Origin of the sequence: Streptomyces sp. NPDC048269, from assembly GCF_040652395.1 — a bacterium.
Taxonomy (GTDB): Bacteria; Actinomycetota; Actinomycetes; order Streptomycetales; family Streptomycetaceae; genus Streptomyces.
Genome location: NZ_JBEZLW010000023.1, coordinates 1 through 21245 on the forward strand (window position 1 = coordinate 1; position 21245 = coordinate 21245).

Sequence of the window (21245 nt, forward strand, 5' to 3'; positions counted from 1 at the left end):
ATCGAGTCCTTGCCACCGGAGAACAGGATCACCGGCTTCTCGAACTCACCCGCCACCTCACGGAAGATGTGCACCGCCTCCGACTCGAGGGCGTCGAGGTGCGACAGCGCGTAGGGAGCGTCCGTCTCGTCGTGGACGTGTGCGACGGTCGTCGTCATGCCAGACCCCTCTCGGTGAGCAGCGCGTGCAGGGCCGAAGCCGACTCCTGCACGGACTGCGTGTGCGACTCGATACGGAGGTCCGGGGACTCCGGTGCCTCGTACGGGTCGTCGACCCCGGTCAGACCGGAAATCTCGCCCGCCGCCTGCTTGGCGTACAGGCCCTTGACGTCACGCTCGGAGCAGACCTCGACCGGGGTGGCCACGTGGACCTCCAGGTAGGAGGTGCCCTCGGCGCCGTGCCGCTTGCGGACGGCCTCACGGCTGTCCGCGAACGGCGCGATCACCGGCACCAGCGCCTTGACGCCGTTGCTCGCGAGGAGTTCGGCGACGAAGCCGATCCGCTGCACGTTGGTGTGCCGGTCCTCGCGGCTGAAACCGAGGCCGGCGGAGAGGAACTCGCGGATCTCGTCGCCGTCGAGGACCTCCACGCGGTGCCCCTCGGCGCGCAGCCGCTCGGCCAGCGCATAGGCGATGGTGGTCTTGCCCGCGCTCGGCAGCCCGGTCAGCCACACGGTGGCGCCCTGGTCGCTCACGCTCATCTGCTCTGTCTCCGTAAGTTCTTCGCTGGTCGTCATCAGCCGTGCAGTCCGCACTCGGTCTTGCCGCGCCCGGCCCACCGGCCGGCCCGCGCGTCCTCGCCCTCCGCCACGCGGCGGGTGCACGGGGCGCAGCCGACGGAGGCGTATCCGTCCATCAGCAGCGGGTTGGTCAGCACCCCGTGTTCGGCGACGTAGGCGTCCACGTCGTCCTGGGTCCAGCGGGCGATCGGCGAAATCTTGACCTTCTGCCGCTTCTCGTCCCAGCCGACCACCGGGGTGTTCGCCCGGGTCGGGGACTCGTCGCGGCGCAGGCCCGTCGCCCACGCGTCGTACGCGGTCAGGCCCTCTTCGAGCGGCTTGACCTTGCGCAGCGCGCAGCACAGGTCGGGGTCGCGGTCGTGCAGCTTCGGGCCGTACTCCGCGTCCTGCTCGGCGACCGTCCGGCGAGGGGTGAGGGTGATGACGTTGACGTCCATCACCGCCTCGACCGCGTCACGGGTGCCGATGGTCTCCTCGAAGTGGTAGCCCGTGTCGAGGAAGACCACGTCCACGCCGGGGAAGGCGCGGGACGCCAGGTGGGCGACGACCGCGTCCTCCATGGAGGAGGTCACGGCGAACTTCTTGCCGAAGGTCTCGGCCGCCCAGGTGAGGATCTCCAGTGCGGAGGCGTCCTCCAGGTCGCGGCCCGCCCGCTCGGCCAGTTCCTTGAGCGTCGCGGCTTTGAGACTCACGTCTTGAGTGGTGGTCATATCTCGTCCCCTCCAGCGGTCTTGGACTGAACGCCCCGGGCCAGCAGCCCGAGGTACTTCAGCTGGAAGGCTCGGTTGCAGGCCCTGCATTCCCAGGCGCCGTGGCCCGTCTCGTGGGGAAACAGGTCCTCGTCGCCGCAATACGGGCAGTAGAACGGTGCGGCGCGCTCGCTCACGAGAGGCTCTTCTCGTCCGCGCGGGCGACCCACGCCGCGAAGCGCTCGCCGTCCTCGCGCTGCTCCTCGTACTGCTTGACGACCCGCTCGACGTAGTCGGGCAGACCGGCGGAGGTGACCTTGAGGCCGCGGACCTTGCGGCCGAAGCCGGCCTCCAGGCCGAGGGCGCCGCCCAGGTGGACCTGGTAGCCCTCCACCTGGTTGCCGTCGTCGTCCAGGACCAGCTGGCCCTTGAGACCGATGTCCGCCACCTGGATACGGGCGCAGGCGTTCGGGCAGCCGTTGATGTTGATGGTGAGCGGCTCGGCGAAGTCCGGCAGGCGGCGTTCCAGCTCGTCGATCAGCGAGGCGCCGCGCGCCTTGGTCTCGACGATGGCCAGCTTGCAGAACTCGATGCCGGTGCAGGCCATCGTGCCGCGGCGGAACGGGGACGGGTTGACCCGCAGGTCGAGCGCCTCCAGGGCCGCGACCAGCGAGTCGACCTGGTCGGCCTCGATGTCGAGGACGATCATCTTCTGCTCGGCCGTGGTGCGCAGGCGGCCTGAGCCGTGCTGCGCGGCGACGTCCGCGATCTTGGTGAGGGTGGCGCCGTCCACGCGGCCCACGCGGGGCGCGAAGCCGACGTAGAAGCGGCCGTCCTGCTGCTGGTGGACGCCGACGTGGTCGCGCCACTGGCCGCTGGGCTGCTCGGGCGCGGGGCCGTCGGTCAGCTGGCGCTTCAGGTACTCGTCCTCCAGCACCTGGCGGAACTTGGCCGGGCCCCAGTCGGCGACGAGGAACTTCAGGCGGGCGCGGGTGCGCAGCCGGCGGTAGCCGTAGTCGCGGAACACCGAGATGACGCCCTCGTAGACGTCGGGGACCTCGTCGAGCGAGACCCAGGTGCCCAGGCGCACACCGAGCTTGGGGTTGGTGGAGAGGCCGCCGCCGACCCAGACGTCGAAGCCGGGGCCGTGCTCGGGGTGGTTGACGCCCACGAACGCCACGTCGTTGATCTCGTGCGCCACGTCGAGCAGCGGCGAGCCGGAGACCGCGGACTTGAACTTGCGGGGCAGGTTGGAAAAGGCGGGGTTGCCCACGATGCGGCGCTGGATCTCGTCGATGGCGGGCGTGCCGTCGATGATCTCGTCCTGCGCGATACCGGCGACGGGCGAACCGAGGATGACGCGGGGCGTGTCACCGCAGGCCTCGGTGGTCGAGAGGCCGACGGCCTCCAGACGGCGCCAGATCTCGGGGACGTCCTCGATCCGGATCCAGTGGTACTGCACGTTCTGCCGGTCCGTGAGGTCGGCGGTGCCGCGCGCGAACTCCTGCGAGATCTCGCCGATGACGCGGAGCTGCTCGGTGGTCAGCCGGCCGCCGTCGATGCGGACGCGCAGCATGAAGTACTTGTCGTCCAGCTCCTCCGGCTCCAGGATCGCGGTCTTGCCGCCGTCGATCCCGGGCTTGCGCTGGGTGTAGAGACCCCACCAGCGCATGCGGCCGCGCAGGTCGTTGGGGTCGATCGAGTCGAAGCCCGACTTGGAGTAGATCGTCTCAATGCGTGTCCGCACGTTGAGACCGTCGTCGTCCTTCTTGAACTGCTCGTTGCCGTTGAGGGGCGTGTGGTGTCCCACGGCCCACTGACCCTCACCGCGGTGTCGGCCGGTCTTGCGGCGCGCGGCGGCTGCGGGAGCTGCGGCTGCGGGCGTTTCGGGGGTGGCGGCCATGGCGGTACGTCCTTCTTCGGCGGCTCAAGGCAAGGGCAGGGGGAGGCGGCGGCGTAGCGTGACCCCTGGACTCTGAGCGGGTGTGGCAGATGCCCGCTCCCTTGCCGGGGTTGCCGGCGGGCAGGGCGGTACATCGGCCTCAGGGGGCTATCGGGTGATCGGCGCGTCCGCGGCGGCGGGGACGGCGACGACGTGCGGCGTGGCTGGTTCCGTCAGCGCACCGGACAGATGGCGCTGGACATGCGGCCGAGGTCGACGTGCCGCCGACTCACCAAGGCAATTCCAGCTCCATTCATGGCGGAAGCGTGTCATGTGCCGATTGGAGGAGTCCACTACTGTCCATGATGCGGACGAACTCGTCCCGCATGGTGGACGACGTGATCGGGGTCACGCACCGCGGCCCTTCTCGTGGAGCCGGATGCGGCGCCGTTGCCAGGGTCTCTGCCCCCGGACTCTTCCGGAATCCGTCCGGGGGACCCCAGCGCCTCGAACCCCAGCGGCCGTCGGGGAGGCACCCACGGCGGGGCCGGAATCGCCCTGCGGGCGATCCAGCCGCAGCCAGACCGGCTACGCGCCCGGCCAGGGGCCCGGCGTCGGGGTGTCCTGCTTGGTCTCCGTTTCCGTCTTGAAGAGCTTGAAGCCGCGGCGGAGGTAGTTGTCCATAGCCGTCGGGCCGTCCTGGCTGCACGTGTGGAGCCAGACCCGGCGGGTCGGCTCGCGGGCCGGCCAGCGCTCCGCGAGGTCCCAGGCGCGGGCGATGCCCACCGACAGCAGGTGCCCGCCGATGCGGCGGCCCCGGAAGTCGGGGAGCAGTCCGAAGTAGATGATCTCCACCACACCGTCGGCCTGCGGGTCGAACTCGACGTAGCCCGCCGGCGTGCCCCGGTCGTACGCCACCCACGTCTCCACGCCCGCCCGGCCCAGCTGCTCCACCCACTGCGCCCGCGTCAGGGACAGCCGGTCCGTCCAGTGGATGTCACCGCCCACCGACGCGTACAGGAAGCGGCTGAACTCGGGGGAGGGCACCTCCGCCCGGGCGATGGTGATCTCCGGGCCCGGGGGAGTCGCGGGTATCAGGTCCTCCGGGGAGGTCATCTCCAGGGACCAGGTGGTGAGGGTGATGGTGTCCATGCACGTCAGGGAATCACGCCGGGCCCGGAACGGCCCAGGCGGGCCCGGATCACCGCGGGAGCGGTGGAATGGGGGAGGAGTGCGACCGGGGCCTCCGGGCGGATCAGCTCCACCTCCACGTCGTCCGCGAAGCGGTACGGCCGGTGGGTCAGCACCCCCGCCAGGTTGCGTCGTACGCGGGACATCTCCGCGCGGACCGTGACCGTGCGCGTCGGGTCCCCGAACAGCTCTCCGGACAGCTCGGCCGCGGAGCGCCCCCGCGGGCTCTCCGCCAGCAGGAACAGCAGCTCCGCGTGGCGCGGGCTCAGCTCCTGCGACCAGCTCCCGGCGGCCCCGTACACCGTCACCGACCAGGACCCCGCCCGGCTGACGTCGAGCACGACCCGGGTCACGCCCGTGCTCGTACGGTCCTGCGCGATCCGCAGCAGCCAGCCGCCGGGCAGCGGCTCCACCGCGCAGTCGCCGAGCTGCGGCACCCACACCCTCCCCGGCCCGAAGGACTTCGGCAGCGGGACCCGGTCCACGGGGGCCAGCCCCGTCACGGCCGCAGTCCAGCCGTCGGGGTCCACGGCGAGCGCCCGCCCCGGCAGCCGGGCCAGCAGCGGGGCCGCCACCGCCCGCAGCCGCTCCAGCGACTCCAGGTGCCGTACGCGCAGCTCCCGCTCCGCCAGCCGGGCCACCGAGCTCACCCACGCCAGGGTCGCCGGGTGCATGGTGGCCAGCGGCCCGCTCACGTCGACCACACCGAGCAGCCGGCCGTCCCGCGGGTCCCGTACGGGGGCACCCGCGCAGGTCCAGTCGTGGTGACTGGAGACGAAGTGCTCCGCGGAGAACACCTGGACGGGCCGCCGGACCACCAGGGCGGTGCCCACCCCGTTCGTGCCGACCACGGCCTCGTCCCAGTCGGCCCCCACCCCGAAACCGAGCCGGTCCGCCTTGCGCAGGATGGAGGCGTGGCCCTCCCGCCACAGCAGCCGCCCCTCCGCGTCGGCCACGACCATGATGTGCAGGGCCTCGTCCAGCGCCGGCAGCAGTCCCTCCCGCAGCACCGGGAGGATCTCCCGCAGCGGCGACACGTGCCGCCGCTCCTCGGTCTCGGCGGCCGACAGCATCCGCGACCGCGTGTCCCTGTCCGGGTGCACCCCGCCCGCCAGCATCCGCCGCCAGGACTCGGCGATCTCCGGCCGCGGCGCGGCCGGCGGGCGGTCCCCGGCCAGCGCGGCCGCCCGTACGCCCTTGAGCAGACGCGCGGCGTCCCGCGCGTCCATGGCCGAGATGCGGGCCACATCGACCGTACGGCCGGTGGTGTCGGCCATCGGAACCTCCCCGTGCGAACAGGACGTACGACGCCAGCCGCCGGGGCGGCTGCCGGGTTCAAAGGTTGCAACGGTATGCAACTCTCGCCAAGTCCCGGTCGCCCGACCGAAACTGTCCGGACGTCGCTGAGCGGCGTGACAGCTCCTCCTCGGGGCTTCTCGGATCAGGGGTGGTGCCGAGTCGGCGCGGCACCATCCCTGTTCCCGGTACGGGCCCGGATCCCGGCTGGGAGCGGTTCGGGGACCGCAGGGGTGCCCGGCGGCCCCCCGTCCCCATGGGGTGTCCTGCCGATCAAGCCGGGCTGACACCCCCGGGCCGTGTCGTCAGAGTCCCGTCTGGCCGGCGGGGCTGTCGACGACACTCCCTAGCCCGCGATCCGTGCCCGTTCCACGACCGTCCGCAGGTCGAGGCTGTGCGGCAGCGTGCCGAAGGCCGCGCCCCAGTCGCCACCCAGCCGCGAGGCGCAGAACGCGTCCGCCACCTCCGGCGGGGCCCACCGGACCAGCAGCGACCCCTGCAGCACCAGAGCCATGCGCTCCACCACGCGGCGGGCCCGGGCCTCGATGCCGTCCAGGTCGGCGAGGTCCGTCAGCAGGTCCTTGATGGCCGAATCCAGCCGGTGGTCAGCGCCCCGGGCCAGGCCGACCTCCTGGAGGAAGGCGTTCAGTGCCTGCGGCTCACGCTGGAGCGCGCGGAGCGCGTCCAGTGCCTGGACGTTGCCCGAGCCCTCCCAGATGGAGTTCAGCGGGGATTCGCGCAGCAGTCTCGGCAGCCCGGACTCCTCGACGTAGCCGTTGCCGCCCAGACACTCCAGGGCCTCTGCCACCATCGGCGTACAGCGCTTGGTCACCCAGTACTTGGCGGCGGGCACCGCGAGGCGCAGGAAGGCCTTCTCCTGCTCGGTCCCGGCGTCGTAGGCGGCTGCGAGCCGCAGGGTCAGGGTGGTGGCCGCCTCCGACTCCAGCGCGAGATCGGCGAGGACGTTGCGCATCAGCGGCTGGTCGATGAGCGGTGCTCCGAAAGCGGAGCGGTGCTCCGCGTGGTGCACGGCCTGCGTCAGCGCCTGCCGCATCAGCGAGGCCGAGCCGATGACGCAGTCCAGCCGGGTCGCCGCGACCATCTCGATGATGGTCCGCACGCCACGGCCCTCCTCGCCCACCCGCCGCGCCCAGGTCCCGTCGAACTCCACCTCGCTCGACGCGTTCGACTTGTTGCCCAGCTTGTCCTTCAGCCGCTGGATCGCGAAGACGTTGCGCGTGCCGTCGGGCAGCACCCTCGGCACCAGGAAGCAGGTGAGGCCTCCGGGCGCCTGCGCCAGCACCAGGAACCCGTCGCACATCGGCGCCGAGCAGAACCACTTGTGCCCGGTCAGCAGGTACTCGCCCGACGCGTCCAGCGGCACCGCCGCCGTCGTGTTCGCCCGTACGTCGCTGCCGCCCTGCTTCTCCGTCATCCCCATGCCGAAGAGCACACCCGCCTTCTCGGCGGCCGGCCGCAGCCCCTCCTCGTACACGTGCGAGGTCAGCCGGGGCTCCCACTCGGCGGCCAGCTCCGGATCTGCCCGCAGCGCCGGTACGGCCGCGTGCGTCATCGAGACCGGGCAGCCGTGTCCCGCCTCGGCCTGGGACCAGACGAAGAACCCGGCGGCGCGGCGCAAGTGCCCGGCCGGGCGCCCCCAGGCGTCGGTGAGCCCGGAGGCCACCGCCTTGCCGAGCAGGTGGTGCCAGGCCGGGTGGAACTCCACCTCGTCGATCCGGTTGCCGTACCGGTCGTGCGTCCGCAGCTTCGGCGGATTCTCGTTCGCCTGCGCCCCCCATTCCTGGGCCTGCGCGGAGCCCGCCGAGCGCCCGATGCGGGTGAGCTCCTCCTGTACCTCACCGAGCAGTTCGGGGTCCGCCGGGGCGAGATGACGCTCCACGCCCTCGGTGAGGGCCCGGTCGCCCCCGTAGACGTCGTGGCCCACGAGGGGCGGGGCCTGATTCGTGACTGTGTGGGTGGTGGCTGCCATGCGGATACCGTAAGGACGTGCAGCCAGCAAAAGAAACACCCGAGCGGATCCTCGGACGCCAAGGACGGCTCCACCGGGCCCGCGCCCTTTACCGCAACGTCTCGAAGCGGAAGATGGGCTGGCTGCTCCTGAAGGACACCGTCAACTCGTGCATCGAGTACCGGATCCTCGGGCTCGCGGCCGAAGCGGCCTTCTTCACCCTGCTCTCGCTGCCCCCGCTCTTCCTCGGCCTGCTCGGCCTCCTCGGCTACGTGGACGGCTGGACGGACACCCGTACCGTCGAGAGCATCGAGGAGAACATCCTGCGGGCGGTCGGCACGGTCCTGTCCGACCGGGGCGTCAACGACATCGCCAGGCCGCTGCTCGACGACGTCACCGGGCGCGGCCGCCCGGACCTGATCTCGCTCGGCTTCGCCTTCGCCCTGTGGTCCGGCTCGCGCGCCGTCAACGTCTTCATCGACACCATCACCGTGATGTACGGGCTCGACGGACAGCGCGGCATCGTGAAGACCAGGCTGCTGGCCTTCCTGCTGTACGTCATCGCGCTGCTGATCGGCGCGATCGTGCTGCCGCTGATGGTGGTCGGACCCGACGCGGTGGTCCGGCTGGTGCCCTGGGGCACCGAGGTGATCGCGGTCCTGTACTGGCCGACCGTGACCCTGCTGTCGATCGCCTTCCTGACGACGCTCTACCACGTCTCGGTACCGGTGCGCTCGCCCTGGATCGAGGACGTGCCGGGCGCGCTGGTGGCCCTGGCCATGTGGGTGCTGGGCTCGTTCCTGCTGCGGATCTACCTGACCAACACCGTGGAGGGGCCGACGATCTACGGCTCGCTGGCCGCGCCGGTGGCGGTGCTGCTGTGGATCGGCATCTCGGCCTTCGCGGTCCTCGTCGGCGCGGCCGTCAACGCGGCGATCGACCGGGTCTGGCCCTCGGTGGCCACGGCTGCGGCGCGCGAGGCGAACGAGCGGGCCCGCGAGGCGGAGGCCGCGCAGCTGATCGCGCGGGCCGCGGCCTGGCGGGCGATGGCGGAGGGCGAGTCGGAGGACGACGAGGACGAGGGGATGCCGTCCGAGTTCCCGGAGCGCTGGTCGAAGTTCCTGCCGCCGGAGGACTACTCGTCGCGGCTGCGCAAGCACTGACGCGCGGGCACTGGCGTGCGGCTGCGCCGGCACTGACGTCCGCTGCGGGGCACTGGCGTGCGGCTGCGCGAGCACGGACAGCGCACCTAGCCTGAAGGGGTGTACGAGGAGCAGCGGTCGCAAGCCGTGCCCGGGGCCGTGCTGTGGCGGGCCGGAGGCGGCAGCGGGGTGGTGCTTCCCGACGGGTGCATGGACCTGCTGTGGGCCGACGGGCGGCTGCTCGTGGCCGGGCCCGACACCGGGCCGCACCCCGCCGGGGAGGTGCCGGGCGGGGCCTTCGCCGGGATCAGGCTGGCGCCCGGCGCCGCGCCCGCGCTGCTCGGCGTACCGGCGCACGTGCTGCGGGACCGGCGCGTCGAGCTCGCCGACCTGTGGCCCGCCCGGGAGGTGAGGCGCCTGGCCGCGCAGGTGGCGGCCTACGGAGACCCGCGCGCCGGGCTGGAGGCGCTGGCCGCCCGCCGCGCCGCCGACACCGGCCCGCCGGACCCCCTAGCCGCCGAGGTCACGCTCCGGCTCCGGGCCGGGGAGGGCGTGGCGCGGATCGCCGCCGCGGTCGGCCTGGGCGAGCGGCAGCTGCACCGGCGCTCCCTCGACGCCTTCGGGTACGGGCCCAGGACGCTGGGGCGGGTGCTCCGGCTGCGGCGCGCCCTCGCCCTGGCCCGCGCGGGCACGCCGTACGTGGAGGTCGCCTGCGTCGCCGGGTACGCCGACCAGGCCCATCTCGCCCGCGAGGTGCGCGCGCTGGCCGGGACCACACTGAGCGCCTACGTCGCGGGCTCCGAGGGAGCGAACAGCGAGACCCCGCAGCCGTCCGGATCGAGGACCACGGCGTAGCGCTGGCCCCAGAAGGCGTCCCAGGGCTTCAGGTGCCCCGGGTGCCCGGCGCCGGTCAACTCGGCGTACAGCGCGTCCACCTCGGCGGGGGAGTCGCACAGGAAGGCCAGCTCCCGGCGGCTGTCACCGGTGGGCCGGGTCCATGACGGGTCGAAGGAGCGGACGGTCTCCTCCGTGTCCCATCCGATCCGCAGTCCCCCGGGCAGAGCCGCTTCCACGTGCGGCTGGTCGTCGGCGCCGGCCGGGACGTCCAGCCCGAGGCGCCGGTAGAAGGCGAGCGAGGCGGCCATGTCGGAGACGACCAGGCCGATCATGTCGAGTCGAGGAGTCATACGGGCAGGCTAGGCACGCCCCGGCCGGTCCGTCTTGAACGAAACGGACACGCCCTGCCCCGCCGGAGGACGCGGAGCTCAGCCCTGCCGGCGTACGGCCACGGCCGCGCACGCCACGGCCAGGGGCAGCTCGGCGCCCGCCGCCAGCAGCAGCGCCATGCCCTGCTGGCCGGTCCCGAGCGAGGTGGTGACGTCGAACCAGGCGTCCATCGCCAGCAGTGCGGCGGTCGCCGCCGCCACCGCGGACGCCCGGGGGTCCCCCTTGCGCAGCAGCAGCCCGGTTCCGGTCAGCCCGGCGGCCAGCATCAGGTCCAGGCCGATCCACGCGGCGGCCCAGTTCGAGACCTCGGCCGTCCGCGGCATCGTCTTCGCCAGCACCAGCATCCACGGCACCAGCGCCACCCCCGCTCCGGTGAACAGGGCGGCCGTCGCCGTACGGGGGGTGCGCCAGGCGCGGGCCTGCGGGGCGACAAGTGCCATGGCTGGGGGTCTCCTTCCGGCCCGGCGGTCCGTCCCCCGGGCACACCACCAGCCTGGTCCGCCGGGTCATCGAGGTCACTCACACCACTGTCCGAAGCCGGGGTGGTGCCAGGTACACCCCCGGGCGGGTACCAGGGTGATGGCACCCCCCTGACCAGTGCGATTACCGTACGGGCATGGCAATTTCCGGCGCGCCGAGGCGTATCTACACCTGGATCGCGGCGCGCACCCCGTGGTCGGCGTGGGCCCGGCACCACACGGTGTTCACGGTGGCCGCGATCCCGCCGGCCCTGCCCGCCCTCCTCGGCTTCACGTGCACGGCCCTGGCGCCCGGCCGGAGCCCGGTCCCGTTGCTCCTGCTCCTGGTTCTGGTCCTCTCTCCGCTGCTCACCACGCTCCAGCGCAGCCGCTTCCGGGCGCTGCTCGGCCTCGACGTGCCGGAGATCGTGCGGGAGCGGCGCTGGTGGAGCCCCCGCGGGCTCGCCGAACGGCTGCGCTCGGAAGCCACCTGGCGGCAGTACGGCTACCACCTCCTCGTCAGCCCGCTCGCCGCCGCCGCCGGGGCGCTGGTGGTCCTGGCGTGGGTCTGCGGCGCCGTCGGCGCGAGCGTCTACGCCTGGTGCTGGATGCTGCCCGCGGACACCCGTACCCCCGGCTGGACCGGCGACTACGACCTCATCACCGGCGCCGGCGTCCTGCTGCTGCTCGCCGCGCCCTGGTGGGCCGTCCTCGTGGCCCGCCTGGACGCCTTCGCGGCGGCGGCCCTCCTCGGCCCGAACCGGTCCCGGGAACTGGAGCGGCGGGTGGAGGACCTCGCGGAGAGCCGGGCCGGCGTCCTGGACGCCGCCGACCTCGAACGCCGCCGCATCGAGCGGGACTTGCACGACGGCGCCCAGCAGCGGCTCGTCGCCCTCGCCATGAACCTGGGCATCGCCCGCGCCACCCTCCCCGACCTGCCGCCCGAGGCCAAGGCCGTCATCGACGAGGCCCACCGCGAGGCGAAGGAGGCCATCGAGGAGCTCAACAACCTGGTACGGGGCCTGCATCCGGCCGTACTGGAGGACCGCGGGCTCGACGCGGCGCTCTCCGGGATCGCCGCCCGCGCCCCCTTCCCCGTCGAGCTGACCGTGGACATCGGGACCAGGCCGGGAGCCACCGTGGAGGCCGTCGCCTACTTCGTGGTCTCCGAGACCCTGGCCAATGTGGCCAAACACGCCCGGGCCGACCGGTGTTCGGTACGGGTCGTACGCGGTCCCACGCCGGGCGGGGCCGGCTGCCGCGGAGACCTGCTGCGCGTCACCGTCACCGACGACGGGGTGGGCGGAGCCGACCCGTCGGGCGGCACCGGTCTGGTCGGCCTGCGCAAACGCGTAGGGTCGGTCGACGGAACCATCATGATCGACAGCCCCCTCGGGGGCCCGACCGTCATCACCGTGGAGCTGCCGTGCGGGCTGTGATCGCCGAGGACTCCGTCCTGCTGCGCATAGGACTCGTCAAAGTCCTCGAAATGGCCGGTTTCGAGGTGGCCGCCGAGACCGGCGACGCCGAGGCTCTGCTCGCCGCCGTCGAGGAACACCGGCCCGCCCTCGCGCTCGTCGACGTACGGATGCCGCCCGGTTTCACCGACGAGGGCGTCCGGGCGGCCCTGATGATCCGCCAGCAGAGCCCCGGTACGGCCGTGTTGCTGCTCTCCCAGTACGTGGAGGAGCGGTACGCCGCCGACCTGCTGGCCGCCCCCAGCGGTTCCGGCATCGGCTACCTGCTCAAGCAACGGGTCGCCGACGTCGAGGAGTTCATCGACGCCCTGCGGCGCGTGGCTTCGGGCGGCACGGCGCTCGACCCGCAGGTCGTCGCCCAGCTCCTGCTGCGCCGCGGCGGCGGCCCGGACCCGCTGGAGCGGCTCACCCCGCGCGAGCGCGAGGTGCTGGCCCTGATGGCGGAGGGCCGCTCGAACGCCGGGATCGCGGCCGGACTCGTCGTGAGCGAGAGCGCGGTGGCCAAACACATCAACAACATCTTCGCCAAACTCGACCTGCCCCCGGCCGACGGCGACCACCGCCGGGTCCTCGCGGTCCTGCGCTTCCTGGACGGCACGCCGTGACGGCAGCCCCGGCTCCGGGGCCGGATCCGGTCGCTCCCGCCCAGTCCCCTGACCGTTCCGGGCAGCGGCTCGCGTGGACCGTCGCCGCGTTCCTCAGCGCGCTGCTCGTCGTCGCGCCGCTCACCTGGCAGGCATGGTCGTACGGGACCGCGCGGAGCCGCGTCCTGCAGGGCGGCAGCGGCGGCCGCCCGGTGACCGCCCTGGAGATCGTGGGCGGCGACTCCGACGTCGCCGTCACCCCCCGCGGGGACCAGGAGGTCGGCTACCGCGCCGAGGTCAGCTGGTCGCTCGAGGCGCCCACCATCGAGCAGAGCTGGCTCGGCGACACCCTGCGGCTCACCCCGCACTGCCCCGGCGCGGGCTCCTGGGTGACCGCCGGGGCCGGCTGCTCGGTGCGGCTGCGGGTGACCGTACCCCTGGGCATCCCGGTGAAGGTGACGGCCGGCGCCGGCCGGGTCTCCCTCAGCGGCCTGGGCGGCAACGTCGACGCGCAGGTCGACTCCGGCCAGGTCGACATCACCGGACTGCGGGGCGCCCTGCGCGCGGAGATCGGCTCCGGGCGCCTGCGGGCCGCCGACCTCACCTCCGCCCAGGCCGACATCCGGGTCGGCTCCGGCCGCGCCGACACGGCCTTCATCGCCCCGCCCGACCACGTGACCGCCCGCGTCGGCTCCGGCCACCTCGCCCTCACCGTGCCCGCGGCCACCCGCTTCCGGGTCCGCTGCGAGGCCGGAGCCGGCCACTGCGGGATCCCGGACGCCCTGCGCGACCCCGGCTCGCCCCGCACGCTGGACATCGAGGCGGCGTCGGGCCACGCCGAGGCCTCGTACCCGGACAGCCCTTAGCTTCTTCCGGGCCGCCGAAAAAAGAACTGGCGGGCGCGTGAGGGGACTTGTTAGGGTGAGCCCGTTCCCGCCGACCGGTGCGGAACCGTCAGCACGTGCATGACCCGGAGGTGAGTTCATTGATGACTGTCGTCACGCAGGGCGCTGCCCGCACTCAGAAGACCATCAATGTCACTTCCGTGGTCTCCGGCTGACCTCACACACTTCTTCGCGTGCCGCCACCGGGCGGGCGCGCTGCCGGGGCCACCCTGTGAAGGGTTTCCCTTGTCTTTCTCTTCTTTCCCGCAGGCCTCTTCGCTCTCGCACGTGCTCAGCCCGCTCGGCTGGGACGACGCCTGGGCGGCCGAGTTCACCCCGTACGCCGAGCAGGGTCTCGTGCCCGGCCGGGTCGTACGCGTCGACCGCGGTCAGTGCGACGTCATGACCGAGGACGGCATCGTCCGCGCCGACACCGCCTTCGTCACCCCGCACGACCCGCTCCGGGTCATCTGCACCGGCGACTGGGCGGCGGTGGAGGCGGCCGGCATCCCGCGCTACGTGAAGGCGTACCTGCCGCGCCGGACCGCCTTCGTACGGTCCACCTCCTCGCAGCGGTCCGAGGGGCAGATCCTCGCCGCCAACGTCGACCACGCGATCATCGCCGTCTCCCTCGCCGTGGAACTGGACCTCGGGCGCATCGAGCGCTTCCTGGCCCTGGCGTGGGAGTCGGGCGCCCAGCCGCTGGTCGTCCTCACCAAGACCGACCTGGTCCCCGACCCGGCGACGCTCGCGCACCTGGTCCAGGACGTGGAGACCACCGCGCCGGGAGTCCAGGTCCTCACCGTCTCCTCCCTCACGGGGGAGGGCACGGACATCCTCTCCGCCGTCGTCGCGGGCGGTACCAGTGTGCTGCTCGGCGTCTCGGGCGCCGGGAAGTCGACGCTGGCCAATACGCTGCTCGGCGCCGATGTCATGGAGGTCCAGGAGGCCCGCGAGGTCGATGGCAAGGGCCGCCACACCACGACGACGCGCAACCTGCTCGCCCTGCCGGGCGGCGGCGTCCTGATCGACACGCCGGGACTGCGCGGCGTCGGGCTCTGGGACGCCGAGGCCGGGGTCGGCCAGGTCTTCTCGGAGATCGAGGAGTACGCGGAGCGGTGCCGCTTCCACGACTGCGCGCACGAAGCGGAGCCGGGATGCGCGGTGCTGGCCGCGGTGGCCTCGGGCGAGCTGCCGGAGCGCCGCCTGGACAGCTACCGCAAGCTGCTGCGGGAGAACCAGCGGATCGTGGCGAAGACGGATGCCAGGCTCCGCTCGGAGATCCGCCGCGACTGGCGGATCAAATCGGCGGAGGGCCGGGCCAATTACGCGGCGAAGCGCGGCGGCCGGGCCTGACCCTGGGCGAAGCACCGCCCACCGGCTGCGCCGGCCCAGCCCCTGCCGCGGCCTTGGCGGGGCAGGGCCGGCGCCAGGATGGGCGGGCGCGCCGCGTTGCTGGGGGCGGAGCCCCAGGGCTTTGAGGCGCGCCCGGGACGGGGTGGTGCGGGTCCGGGCAGAGCCCGGTCGGGAAGGGGCGGGCCGGGGGAGAGGCTCCACGCAGCGGAAGCCGTGGGCCCGGGCCGTCAGCCGCCGGCCTCGCGGCTGCCGAGTCCCGCGGCATCGGGCTCCGGACCTGGCCGGCCTCGGCCGAAAGGCCCCGGTCCGCCCCCGCCGTCACGCCGGCAGGTTCAGCTGCCAGGAGACGCCGAAGCGGTCATTCACCCAGCCGAACTTGAGGCTGAAGCCGTACGAGCCCAGGGGCATCAGCTCCGTGCCCTGTTCGGCGAGGGCGCCGTAGAGGCGGTCGAGTTCGGCCTCGGTGTCGCACTGGACGAAGAGCGACACCGCCGGGGTGAAGCCGAAGCCGTGCTTGACGTGGCTGTCGATGCACATGAAGCGCTGTCCGGCGAGCGAGAACGTGGCGACCTGGACCGTGCCCTCCGCGCCGGGGCCCTCCGGGCCGTAGCGGGCGATGTCGACGACCTCGGCGTCCTCGAACAGCGAGGTGTAGAAGGTCAGCGCTTCCTCCGCCCTGCCCTCGAACATCAGGAACGTGGTGATCTTCTGCGGCATCGAGGCCATGGTGCTGCCCTCCAGGTGCTGGGGTGCCTTCCAGGCCGAGGCTAGGACACGCCTCCGACCATCGGCCCCACGGACACTCACGGCCCCGCCAGCACCGCCCCCAGCCACGCCCCCACCACCATCAGGCACGCGACCAGCTCCACCAGCACACTCGTGCCCACCGCTCGCATCACAGCCCGTACCGACGCCCACGCCTCGCCGTGGGACCCGAGGCGGAGCCGCTCGCAGAGGTAGATGCCGCCCACGAAGCCCGGGACCGCCCCCACCACCGGGATCAGCACGAAGCCCAGTACCGCGCCGGCGCCCGCGTACACCAACATCCGGCGGCTCACCCCGACGCCCCGCAGCCGTCGTGGCGGGAGCAGCCACTTCACCACCTGGACCACCAGCAGCAGGGCCGTCGCCGCGACCAGCAGGGCCCAGGCCGGCGCCGACCGCACGTGCAGCGCCCACCACATCAGCCCCGCCCACACCAGCCAGGTGCCGGGGACGCCGGGGACCAGTACCCCGAGCACCCCGAGCAGCAGCACCAGCCCCACCAGGAGCAGCTGAGGCGGATCCATCTGCTCAGCGTGACCGATCAGGGGCTACCGGGCCACCCAGCCCCGCTCGTACGCGTGCCAGCCCAGCTGGAGCCGCGTCGTGACCCCCGACAGCTCCATCAGGCCCTTCACCCGCCGCTGCACCGTCCGCAGGCCCAGTTCCAGGTGCTTCGCCACGCTCGCGTCCGTCATCCCCGCCAGCAGCAGGGTCAGGATCTCCAGGTCCGTGGCGTCCGGACCGCCGTCGGACTCCTCGGGCGAGCCCGACGCGCCCAGCCGCAGCGGCAGCGCCTCCCGCCACACTGCCTCGAACAGTCCCATCAGGGACTCCAGCAGCCCCGACGCGTGGACCACCAGCGCCGCCGGCTCCGCCCCGCGCGCCGTCAGCGGGACCATGGCGAGGGTCCGGTCTGCGATCACCAGTTTCGTCGGGACCTCCCCCGTCACCCGGACCCGTTCGCCCCGGGCCAGCGCCGTCGACGCCTCCCGGATGCCGCTCGGCGCGCTCAGCACCTCCCGCTCGATCACCACCCGGTAGTCGACACCGCGTACGGAGGCCCGGTCCTCCGCCTCGTTGTCGGTGCCGGTCACCACCTGCGGGCGGCCGGTGACCAGCGCGCACACCTCCTTCTCCGCGCCCAGCTGGAGCTGGTGGAAGCGGTGCGCCACGGCGCTCGCGCCCTGCACCACCTCCACGAGGTCGTGCACGGCGGGCTCGGCCGCCTCCGCCCGGAACTCCTCCGCCAGCAGCGCGGCTGCCAGCTCCGCCTGCTCCAGCTCGTGCCGCTGCTGGGTGAGCAGCGCCCCCAGCGCGACCCCGGGCGGCGCCGCAACCCAGCGCCCCGGGCGCGCCGACGACTGGGCGGCCAGGCCGTGTCGCTCCAGGTGCCGCAGCGCCCGTTCGGTCTGCGGCACGGGCAGGGTCAGCCGGTGCGCGAGGTCGGGCACCTCCGCCGCCCCCAGCGCCACCAGCGCGCGGTACGCCGACTCCTGGCCCTCGTCCAGGCCTATCGCACCCAGCAACCCGTCCACCCACCTCTCAGCACACGCCGCCTGGCGGGAAGCGGCCACGGCGCGAACCCGCCGCGCACATCATCGCCGCACCCCCCGCCACTCTGCCAAGGTGACGCCACCGCAGCACCAACATCCGCTGGCCAGAAGCCATTTACGCGGCAGCTTTGCCGTGCAATGCAGCAGTTGGCCGGAATTCACCTGGGGAGAGCGATGCGCCCGATATCGCGTACGGCACTAGGGGCGGCCACCGCGGCCGTCCTGGCTGTCACCGCCGTCGGCCCGTCGACGGCACAGCCGAGCGACGGAGCGTCCGGAGCGGGAAAGCGACCACTCGTGGGGAGTGAGGCGGCCGGAAGACAGCCCACCGCCCCCGTCACGGTGACCCTCGTCACCGGCGACCGGATCGCGGTCTCCACCGACGCGGCCGGCCGGACCGCCGCCACCGCCATGCCGCGGGAGGACGGCTCGCAGCCGGTCGTACAGACCCGCCGGTCCGGCGAGGAGCTGTACGTCTACCCCGAGAGCGCGGTCAAGGCGCTCGCCGCGGGCAAGGCCGACCACGAACTCTTCAACGTCACCGGACTCGTCCGGCAGGGCTACGACGACGCGCACGCCAAGAAGCTCCCGCTCATCGCCGTCTACGACGGCTCCGTGAACGTGGCGCGCAGCGCCCCTCCCGTGCCCCGCGGCGCCGACCGCTCCCTCGTCCTCGGCTCCATCGGCGGAGTCGCCCTCGCCGCTGACAAAGCCCAGGCCGCCGCCTTCTGGGCCGACGTCACCGCCGACGCCACCGGTACGGACGCCCGCACGCGCTCCGGCTCCGGCGGGCTGAAGAAGCTGTGGCTGGACGGCAAGGTCCGGGCGAACCTGGAGCGCTCCACCAAGCAGGTGAACGCCACCGCCGCCTGGGCCGCCGGATACGACGGCAAGGGCACCAAGGTCGCCGTCCTCGACACCGGCACCGACCTGGAGCACCCCGACCTCAAGGGCCGCGTCTCCGCGTCGAAGAACTTCACCGACTCGGACACCGACGCCGACCGGCAGGGTCACGGCACCCACACCATCTCCACCGTCGGCGGCTCCGGAGCCGAGAGCGGCGGCGCCAAGAAGGGCGTGGCCCCCGGCGCCGAACTGCTCAGCGGCAAGGTCCTGGGCGATGCGGGCTACGGCCTCGACTCGTGGATCATCGCCGGCATGGAGTGGGCCGTCGAGTCCAAGGCCGACGTGGTGTCCATGAGCCTCGGCGACCCCTCGCAGACCGCCTGCGACGACCCCCTCGCCGCGGCCGCCGAACGGCTGTCCCAGCAGGGCCCGCTGTTCGTCATCGCCGCCGGAAACTCCGGCCCCGGCAACAACACGGTCTCCTCGCCCGGCTGCGCGGCCAGTGTGCTGACGGTGGGCGCCGTCGACCGCGACGACAAGACGGCTTCATTCTCCAGCCGCGGCCCGGCCGGGCTCCGGCACACCCTGAAGCCCGAGATCGCGGCCCCCGGCGTCGGGATCTCGGCCGCCGCGGCGGGCGGGCGCGGGGTGTACGCGTACCAGTCCATGTCCGGCACCTCGATGGCCACCCCGCACGTCGCGGGCGCCGCCGCCATAGTCAAGCAACGCCACCCCGAATGGACGTCCCAGCAGGTCAAGGCCGCTCTCGTCGGCTCGGCCGACACGGGCGTCCCCGGGGACGTACGGGAGACCGGAGGCGGCCGCCTCGACGTACGGGCCGCCATCGGCACCCCCGTCACCGGCGCGCCCGCCGTGCAGGGCGGCACGTACAACTGGCCGCAGGACCGCAGCGACCGCACGACGGTCGAGGTCCCGTACACCAACACGGGCAAGAGCCCGGTCACGCTGAACCTCGCCGTCGAGAAGGTCACCGGCAACGACGGCTCCGCCGTCCGCAGCCAGGTCGCCCGCCTCGACCGGCGGGCGGTGACCGTCCCGGCCGGCGCCACCGTCACCGTGCCGCTCGCCCTCGACCCGGCCGCCGGACTGGAGCGCTCCCAGTACGGGGACGTCACCGGCCGCGTCGTCGCCACGGCGAGCGGCGTGCGCGTCTCCACCCCGTTCTCCCTGTACGTGGAGCCCGAGACGGTGACCCTGCGGGTCAAGCTGATCGACCGCTCGGGCGAGCCGGCCGCCGGACCGTCCTCCCTGGACGTGATCGGGACCGACGACGCCACCGGCGAACGCCGCTTCAACGGGGGCTCCGTGGACCAGGTCTACCGGGTCCGCCCGGGCGCGTACTTCCTCTCGGCCTTCGTCGCCACGCCCGACGCGGGTGAAGGGGCCGAACTGACCGACTCCCTCACCTACCTCGGCCGCCCCCAGGTCGAGGTGAAGAAGGACACGACCGTCGTACTCGATGCCCGCAAGGCCGGGCGCCTGGCCATCGCGGCCGACAAGCCGGCCGAAGCCCGAAGCACCACCCTCGCCTTCGCCCGCAGCTGGGACGACGCCTGGCTGCACGCCGGCACCGCCATGGGCGGCCGCACCATCCGCGGCTACTACGCCTCCGTCGAAGGCCGCGCCGAGGACGGGGACTTCGAGTTCGGCAGCTACTGGCGGGCGGGCGCGCCGCTCGTCTCCGAGCTGAAGGCCGTGGGCGGTCCGGTCCTGCACCCCATCACCGCGTCCACCGGCAGCGACAACCTCGACGGGAACGGCAACGCGCCGCTCGTGAACGCGGGCACCGGCACCCCCGAGGAGCTCGCCGCGGTCGCCGCCAAGGACGCGATCGTCCTGGTCAAGGCCACGGACGGAGCGCTGTACGAGGTCGCGCGGAACGCGCAGGCCGCCGGTGCCAAGGCACTGCTCGCCTACCGCGAGGCCCCCGGCCGCTGGGTCGGCTTCACCGGCTACGCGGGCGGCGCACTGCCCGCCCTGGCCATCGAGGCCGCCGAGGGCAAGGCGCTGCTTGACAGGCTGGCGGCGGGCCGGGTCACGCTGTCCTGGAAGGCCACGGCGAAGAGCCCGTACGTCTACTCGCTCGCCTTCCCCGAGACGGGAGAGGTCAAGGGCGGCCACACCTACCGGGTGCGCGACCGCGAGCTCGGCCAGGTGGAGTCCACCTACCACTCCATGGGCGTGGCGGCCGACTTCGTCGACCTGGCCGGGGCCTACCGGCCGATCGGCAGCGCGGTGTACTTCGGCGGGTTCGAGAGCGTGGCGGCGCCGGGCCGGCGGACCGAGTACTACTCCGCCGGGGAAACGGCCTGGGACCAGGTGCTCTCCAGCAGCTTCCCCTGGGGCGAGTTCATGGTCGGCGCGCAGCACACCTACGCGAAGGGCCAGAAAACCAAGGCCAGTTGGTACGACGGGGTGACCGGCCCGGTCGCGCCGCGTGACAGCGCGGGCAAGGAGGTCCTGGCTGCCGAGAGGCAGGGCAACCTGATCGGCTTCGCCTCCGCGATGTGGGGGGACAGCAGCCACTCCGCGCAGCCGGGCAGCTTCGGTGACATCGGCAGCCTCCAGCTCAAGCGCGACGGGGAGGTCATCGGCGACAGCTGGTACCCGTTCGGGGTCTTCGAGATCCCGGCCGAGGAAGGCCGGTACGAACTGACCCAGGCCATCGAGAAGATCGGCCCGCCCGCGCGGGTCTGGCAGCGGTCCACCGCCGTCCGGACGACCTGGGGTTTCACCTCGAAGCTCGACGCGTCGGCCTACTCGCAGGGGCTGCCGATCCTCTTCCCGCGCTACGAGGCTCCGCTGGACGGGATGAAGACGGTCGCGGGGGCGAACGGCCAGAGCATCGGACTGGGCGTCACCGGGCACGCGGGCTACGCGCCCGGAGCGCTGAAGTCTGCGAAGCTGTCGTACTCCTACGACGGTGAGCACTGGACCGAGGCGAAGGTGAGCGAGCGCGGCGGAAAGTGGACCGCGGTCGTCGACCACGCCGGAGCCGCGGGCAAGCCGGTCTCGCTGAAGGTCGAACTGACCGACGCGAACGGCGCATCCGTGACCCAGACGGTCGCTCGGGCGTACGACGTCCGCTAGTCCGTACGGGTAGTGCCGGAGGGGTCCACCGGGCGGCGGTCCGGTGGACCCTTTTCGCGCATTCGGCGTTTTCCG

20 protein-coding genes and 1 pseudogene are annotated in these 21245 nt (G+C 73.0%); 7 read left to right on the plus strand and 14 right to left on the minus strand.

Annotation, left to right across the window (positions count from 1 at the left end; genetic code table 11):
* The 9 genes and pseudogenes from AB0D48_RS23490 to AB0D48_RS23530 form a co-directional block, all read right to left on the minus strand.
* Nucleotides 1-158, minus strand: a pseudogene (locus AB0D48_RS23490) (sulfate adenylyltransferase small subunit); the annotation flags it as partial.
* Nucleotides 155-700 carry an adenylyl-sulfate kinase gene (gene cysC / locus AB0D48_RS23495; RefSeq protein ID WP_362400159.1) on the minus strand — a complete coding sequence of 182 codons (546 nt, stop codon included), beginning with the start codon at nt 698-700 and terminating at the stop codon, nt 155-157. The gene cysC and the pseudogene AB0D48_RS23490, both read right to left, overlap by 4 nt.
* Before the next feature lie 35 nt (nt 701-735).
* Complete coding sequence (locus tag AB0D48_RS23500) at nt 736-1449, minus strand: phosphoadenylyl-sulfate reductase (RefSeq protein WP_362400162.1); 714 nt, start codon at nt 1447-1449, stop codon at nt 736-738.
* Complete coding sequence (locus tag AB0D48_RS23505; protein ID WP_362400165.1) at nt 1446-1625, minus strand: hypothetical protein; 180 nt, start codon at nt 1623-1625, stop codon at nt 1446-1448. The genes AB0D48_RS23500 and AB0D48_RS23505 overlap by 4 nt, the downstream gene beginning before the upstream one ends.
* Nucleotides 1622-3331 (minus strand): nitrite/sulfite reductase, encoded by a 1710-nt coding sequence (locus tag AB0D48_RS23510; protein ID WP_362400167.1) that lies wholly within the window; start codon nt 3329-3331, stop codon nt 1622-1624. Before AB0D48_RS23510 ends, AB0D48_RS23505 begins: the two co-directional genes overlap by 4 nt.
* Nucleotides 3332-3543: 212 nt before the next feature.
* Nucleotides 3544-3627, minus strand: coding sequence for a putative leader peptide (locus tag AB0D48_RS23515; protein ID WP_362400341.1), 84 nt, complete (start codon nt 3625-3627; stop codon nt 3544-3546).
* A gap of 271 nt (nt 3628-3898) precedes the next feature.
* A complete protein-coding gene (locus AB0D48_RS23520; RefSeq protein ID WP_362400170.1) occupies nt 3899-4462 on the minus strand; it encodes a GNAT family N-acetyltransferase in 564 nt (187 codons plus the stop codon).
* Nucleotides 4463-4467: 5 nt separating this feature from the next.
* The gene (locus AB0D48_RS23525; protein ID WP_362400173.1) at nt 4468-5778 is read right to left on the minus strand and encodes a GAF domain-containing protein; all 1311 of its coding nucleotides are present in this window, start codon (nt 5776-5778) and stop codon (nt 4468-4470) included.
* 365 nt (nt 5779-6143) lie between these two features.
* A complete protein-coding gene (locus tag AB0D48_RS23530; RefSeq protein ID WP_362400176.1) occupies nt 6144-7787 on the minus strand; it encodes an acyl-CoA dehydrogenase family protein in 1644 nt (547 codons plus the stop codon).
* Between the two features lie 17 nt (nt 7788-7804).
* Between AB0D48_RS23530 and AB0D48_RS23535 the strand changes: the two genes are divergently transcribed.
* Together AB0D48_RS23535 and AB0D48_RS23540 are read left to right on the plus strand one after the other, a co-directional pair.
* Nucleotides 7805-8929, plus strand: coding sequence for a YihY/virulence factor BrkB family protein (locus AB0D48_RS23535; RefSeq protein ID WP_362400179.1), 1125 nt, complete (start codon nt 7805-7807; stop codon nt 8927-8929).
* Nucleotides 8930-9028: 99 nt separating this feature from the next.
* Nucleotides 9029-9763, plus strand: a complete 735-nt coding sequence (locus AB0D48_RS23540; protein WP_362400182.1) for a helix-turn-helix domain-containing protein — start codon at nt 9029-9031, stop codon at nt 9761-9763.
* Here the strand turns inward: AB0D48_RS23540 and AB0D48_RS23545 are convergent.
* A complete protein-coding gene (locus AB0D48_RS23545) occupies nt 9694-10095 on the minus strand; it encodes a VOC family protein (protein ID WP_362400185.1) in 402 nt (133 codons plus the stop codon). The two genes, AB0D48_RS23540 and AB0D48_RS23545, sit on opposite strands and share 70 nt — an antisense overlap.
* 78 nt (nt 10096-10173) lie before the next feature.
* Entirely contained in the window at nt 10174-10575 is a 402-nt protein-coding gene (locus AB0D48_RS23550; RefSeq protein WP_362400188.1) for a hypothetical protein, read from the minus strand.
* Nucleotides 10576-10751: 176 nt separating this feature from the next.
* On the opposite strand from AB0D48_RS23550, the gene AB0D48_RS23555 reads away from it, so the two are divergent.
* The 4 genes from AB0D48_RS23555 (at nt 10752) to rsgA (ending at nt 14895) form a co-directional block, all read left to right on the plus strand.
* Complete coding sequence (locus AB0D48_RS23555) at nt 10752-12032, plus strand: histidine kinase (protein ID WP_362400191.1); 1281 nt, start codon at nt 10752-10754, stop codon at nt 12030-12032.
* The gene (locus AB0D48_RS23560) at nt 12020-12676 is read left to right on the plus strand and encodes a response regulator transcription factor (protein ID WP_362400194.1); all 657 of its coding nucleotides are present in this window, start codon (nt 12020-12022) and stop codon (nt 12674-12676) included. The genes AB0D48_RS23555 and AB0D48_RS23560 overlap by 13 nt, the downstream gene beginning before the upstream one ends.
* On the plus strand, nt 12673-13521 hold the full coding sequence (locus AB0D48_RS23565) for a hypothetical protein (protein ID WP_362400197.1): 849 nt from the start codon (nt 12673-12675) through the stop codon (nt 13519-13521). Before AB0D48_RS23560 ends, AB0D48_RS23565 begins: the two co-directional genes overlap by 4 nt.
* Nucleotides 13522-13785: 264 nt before the next feature.
* Nucleotides 13786-14895, plus strand: coding sequence for a ribosome small subunit-dependent GTPase A (rsgA, locus tag AB0D48_RS23570; RefSeq protein ID WP_362400200.1), 1110 nt, complete (start codon nt 13786-13788; stop codon nt 14893-14895).
* A 318-nt stretch (nt 14896-15213) separates the two neighbouring features.
* Here the strand turns inward: rsgA and AB0D48_RS23575 are convergent, their stop codons facing one another.
* The 3 genes from AB0D48_RS23575 to AB0D48_RS23585 form a co-directional block, all read right to left on the minus strand.
* Nucleotides 15214-15612: a VOC family protein gene (locus AB0D48_RS23575; RefSeq protein WP_362400202.1), complete on the minus strand. Its 399-nt coding sequence runs from the start codon at nt 15610-15612 to the stop codon at nt 15214-15216.
* Between the two features lie 86 nt (nt 15613-15698).
* The gene (locus tag AB0D48_RS23580) at nt 15699-16184 is read right to left on the minus strand and encodes a DUF456 domain-containing protein (RefSeq protein ID WP_362400204.1); all 486 of its coding nucleotides are present in this window, start codon (nt 16182-16184) and stop codon (nt 15699-15701) included.
* Between the two features lie 24 nt (nt 16185-16208).
* Complete coding sequence (locus AB0D48_RS23585; RefSeq protein WP_362400207.1) at nt 16209-17186, minus strand: helix-turn-helix domain-containing protein; 978 nt, start codon at nt 17184-17186, stop codon at nt 16209-16211.
* A 201-nt stretch (nt 17187-17387) separates the two neighbouring features.
* Between AB0D48_RS23585 and AB0D48_RS23590 the strand changes: the two genes are divergently transcribed.
* Nucleotides 17388-21170, plus strand: coding sequence for a S8 family serine peptidase (locus AB0D48_RS23590; RefSeq protein ID WP_362400209.1), 3783 nt, complete (start codon nt 17388-17390; stop codon nt 21168-21170).
* The last annotated feature ends 75 nt before the right edge of the window (nt 21171-21245 follow it).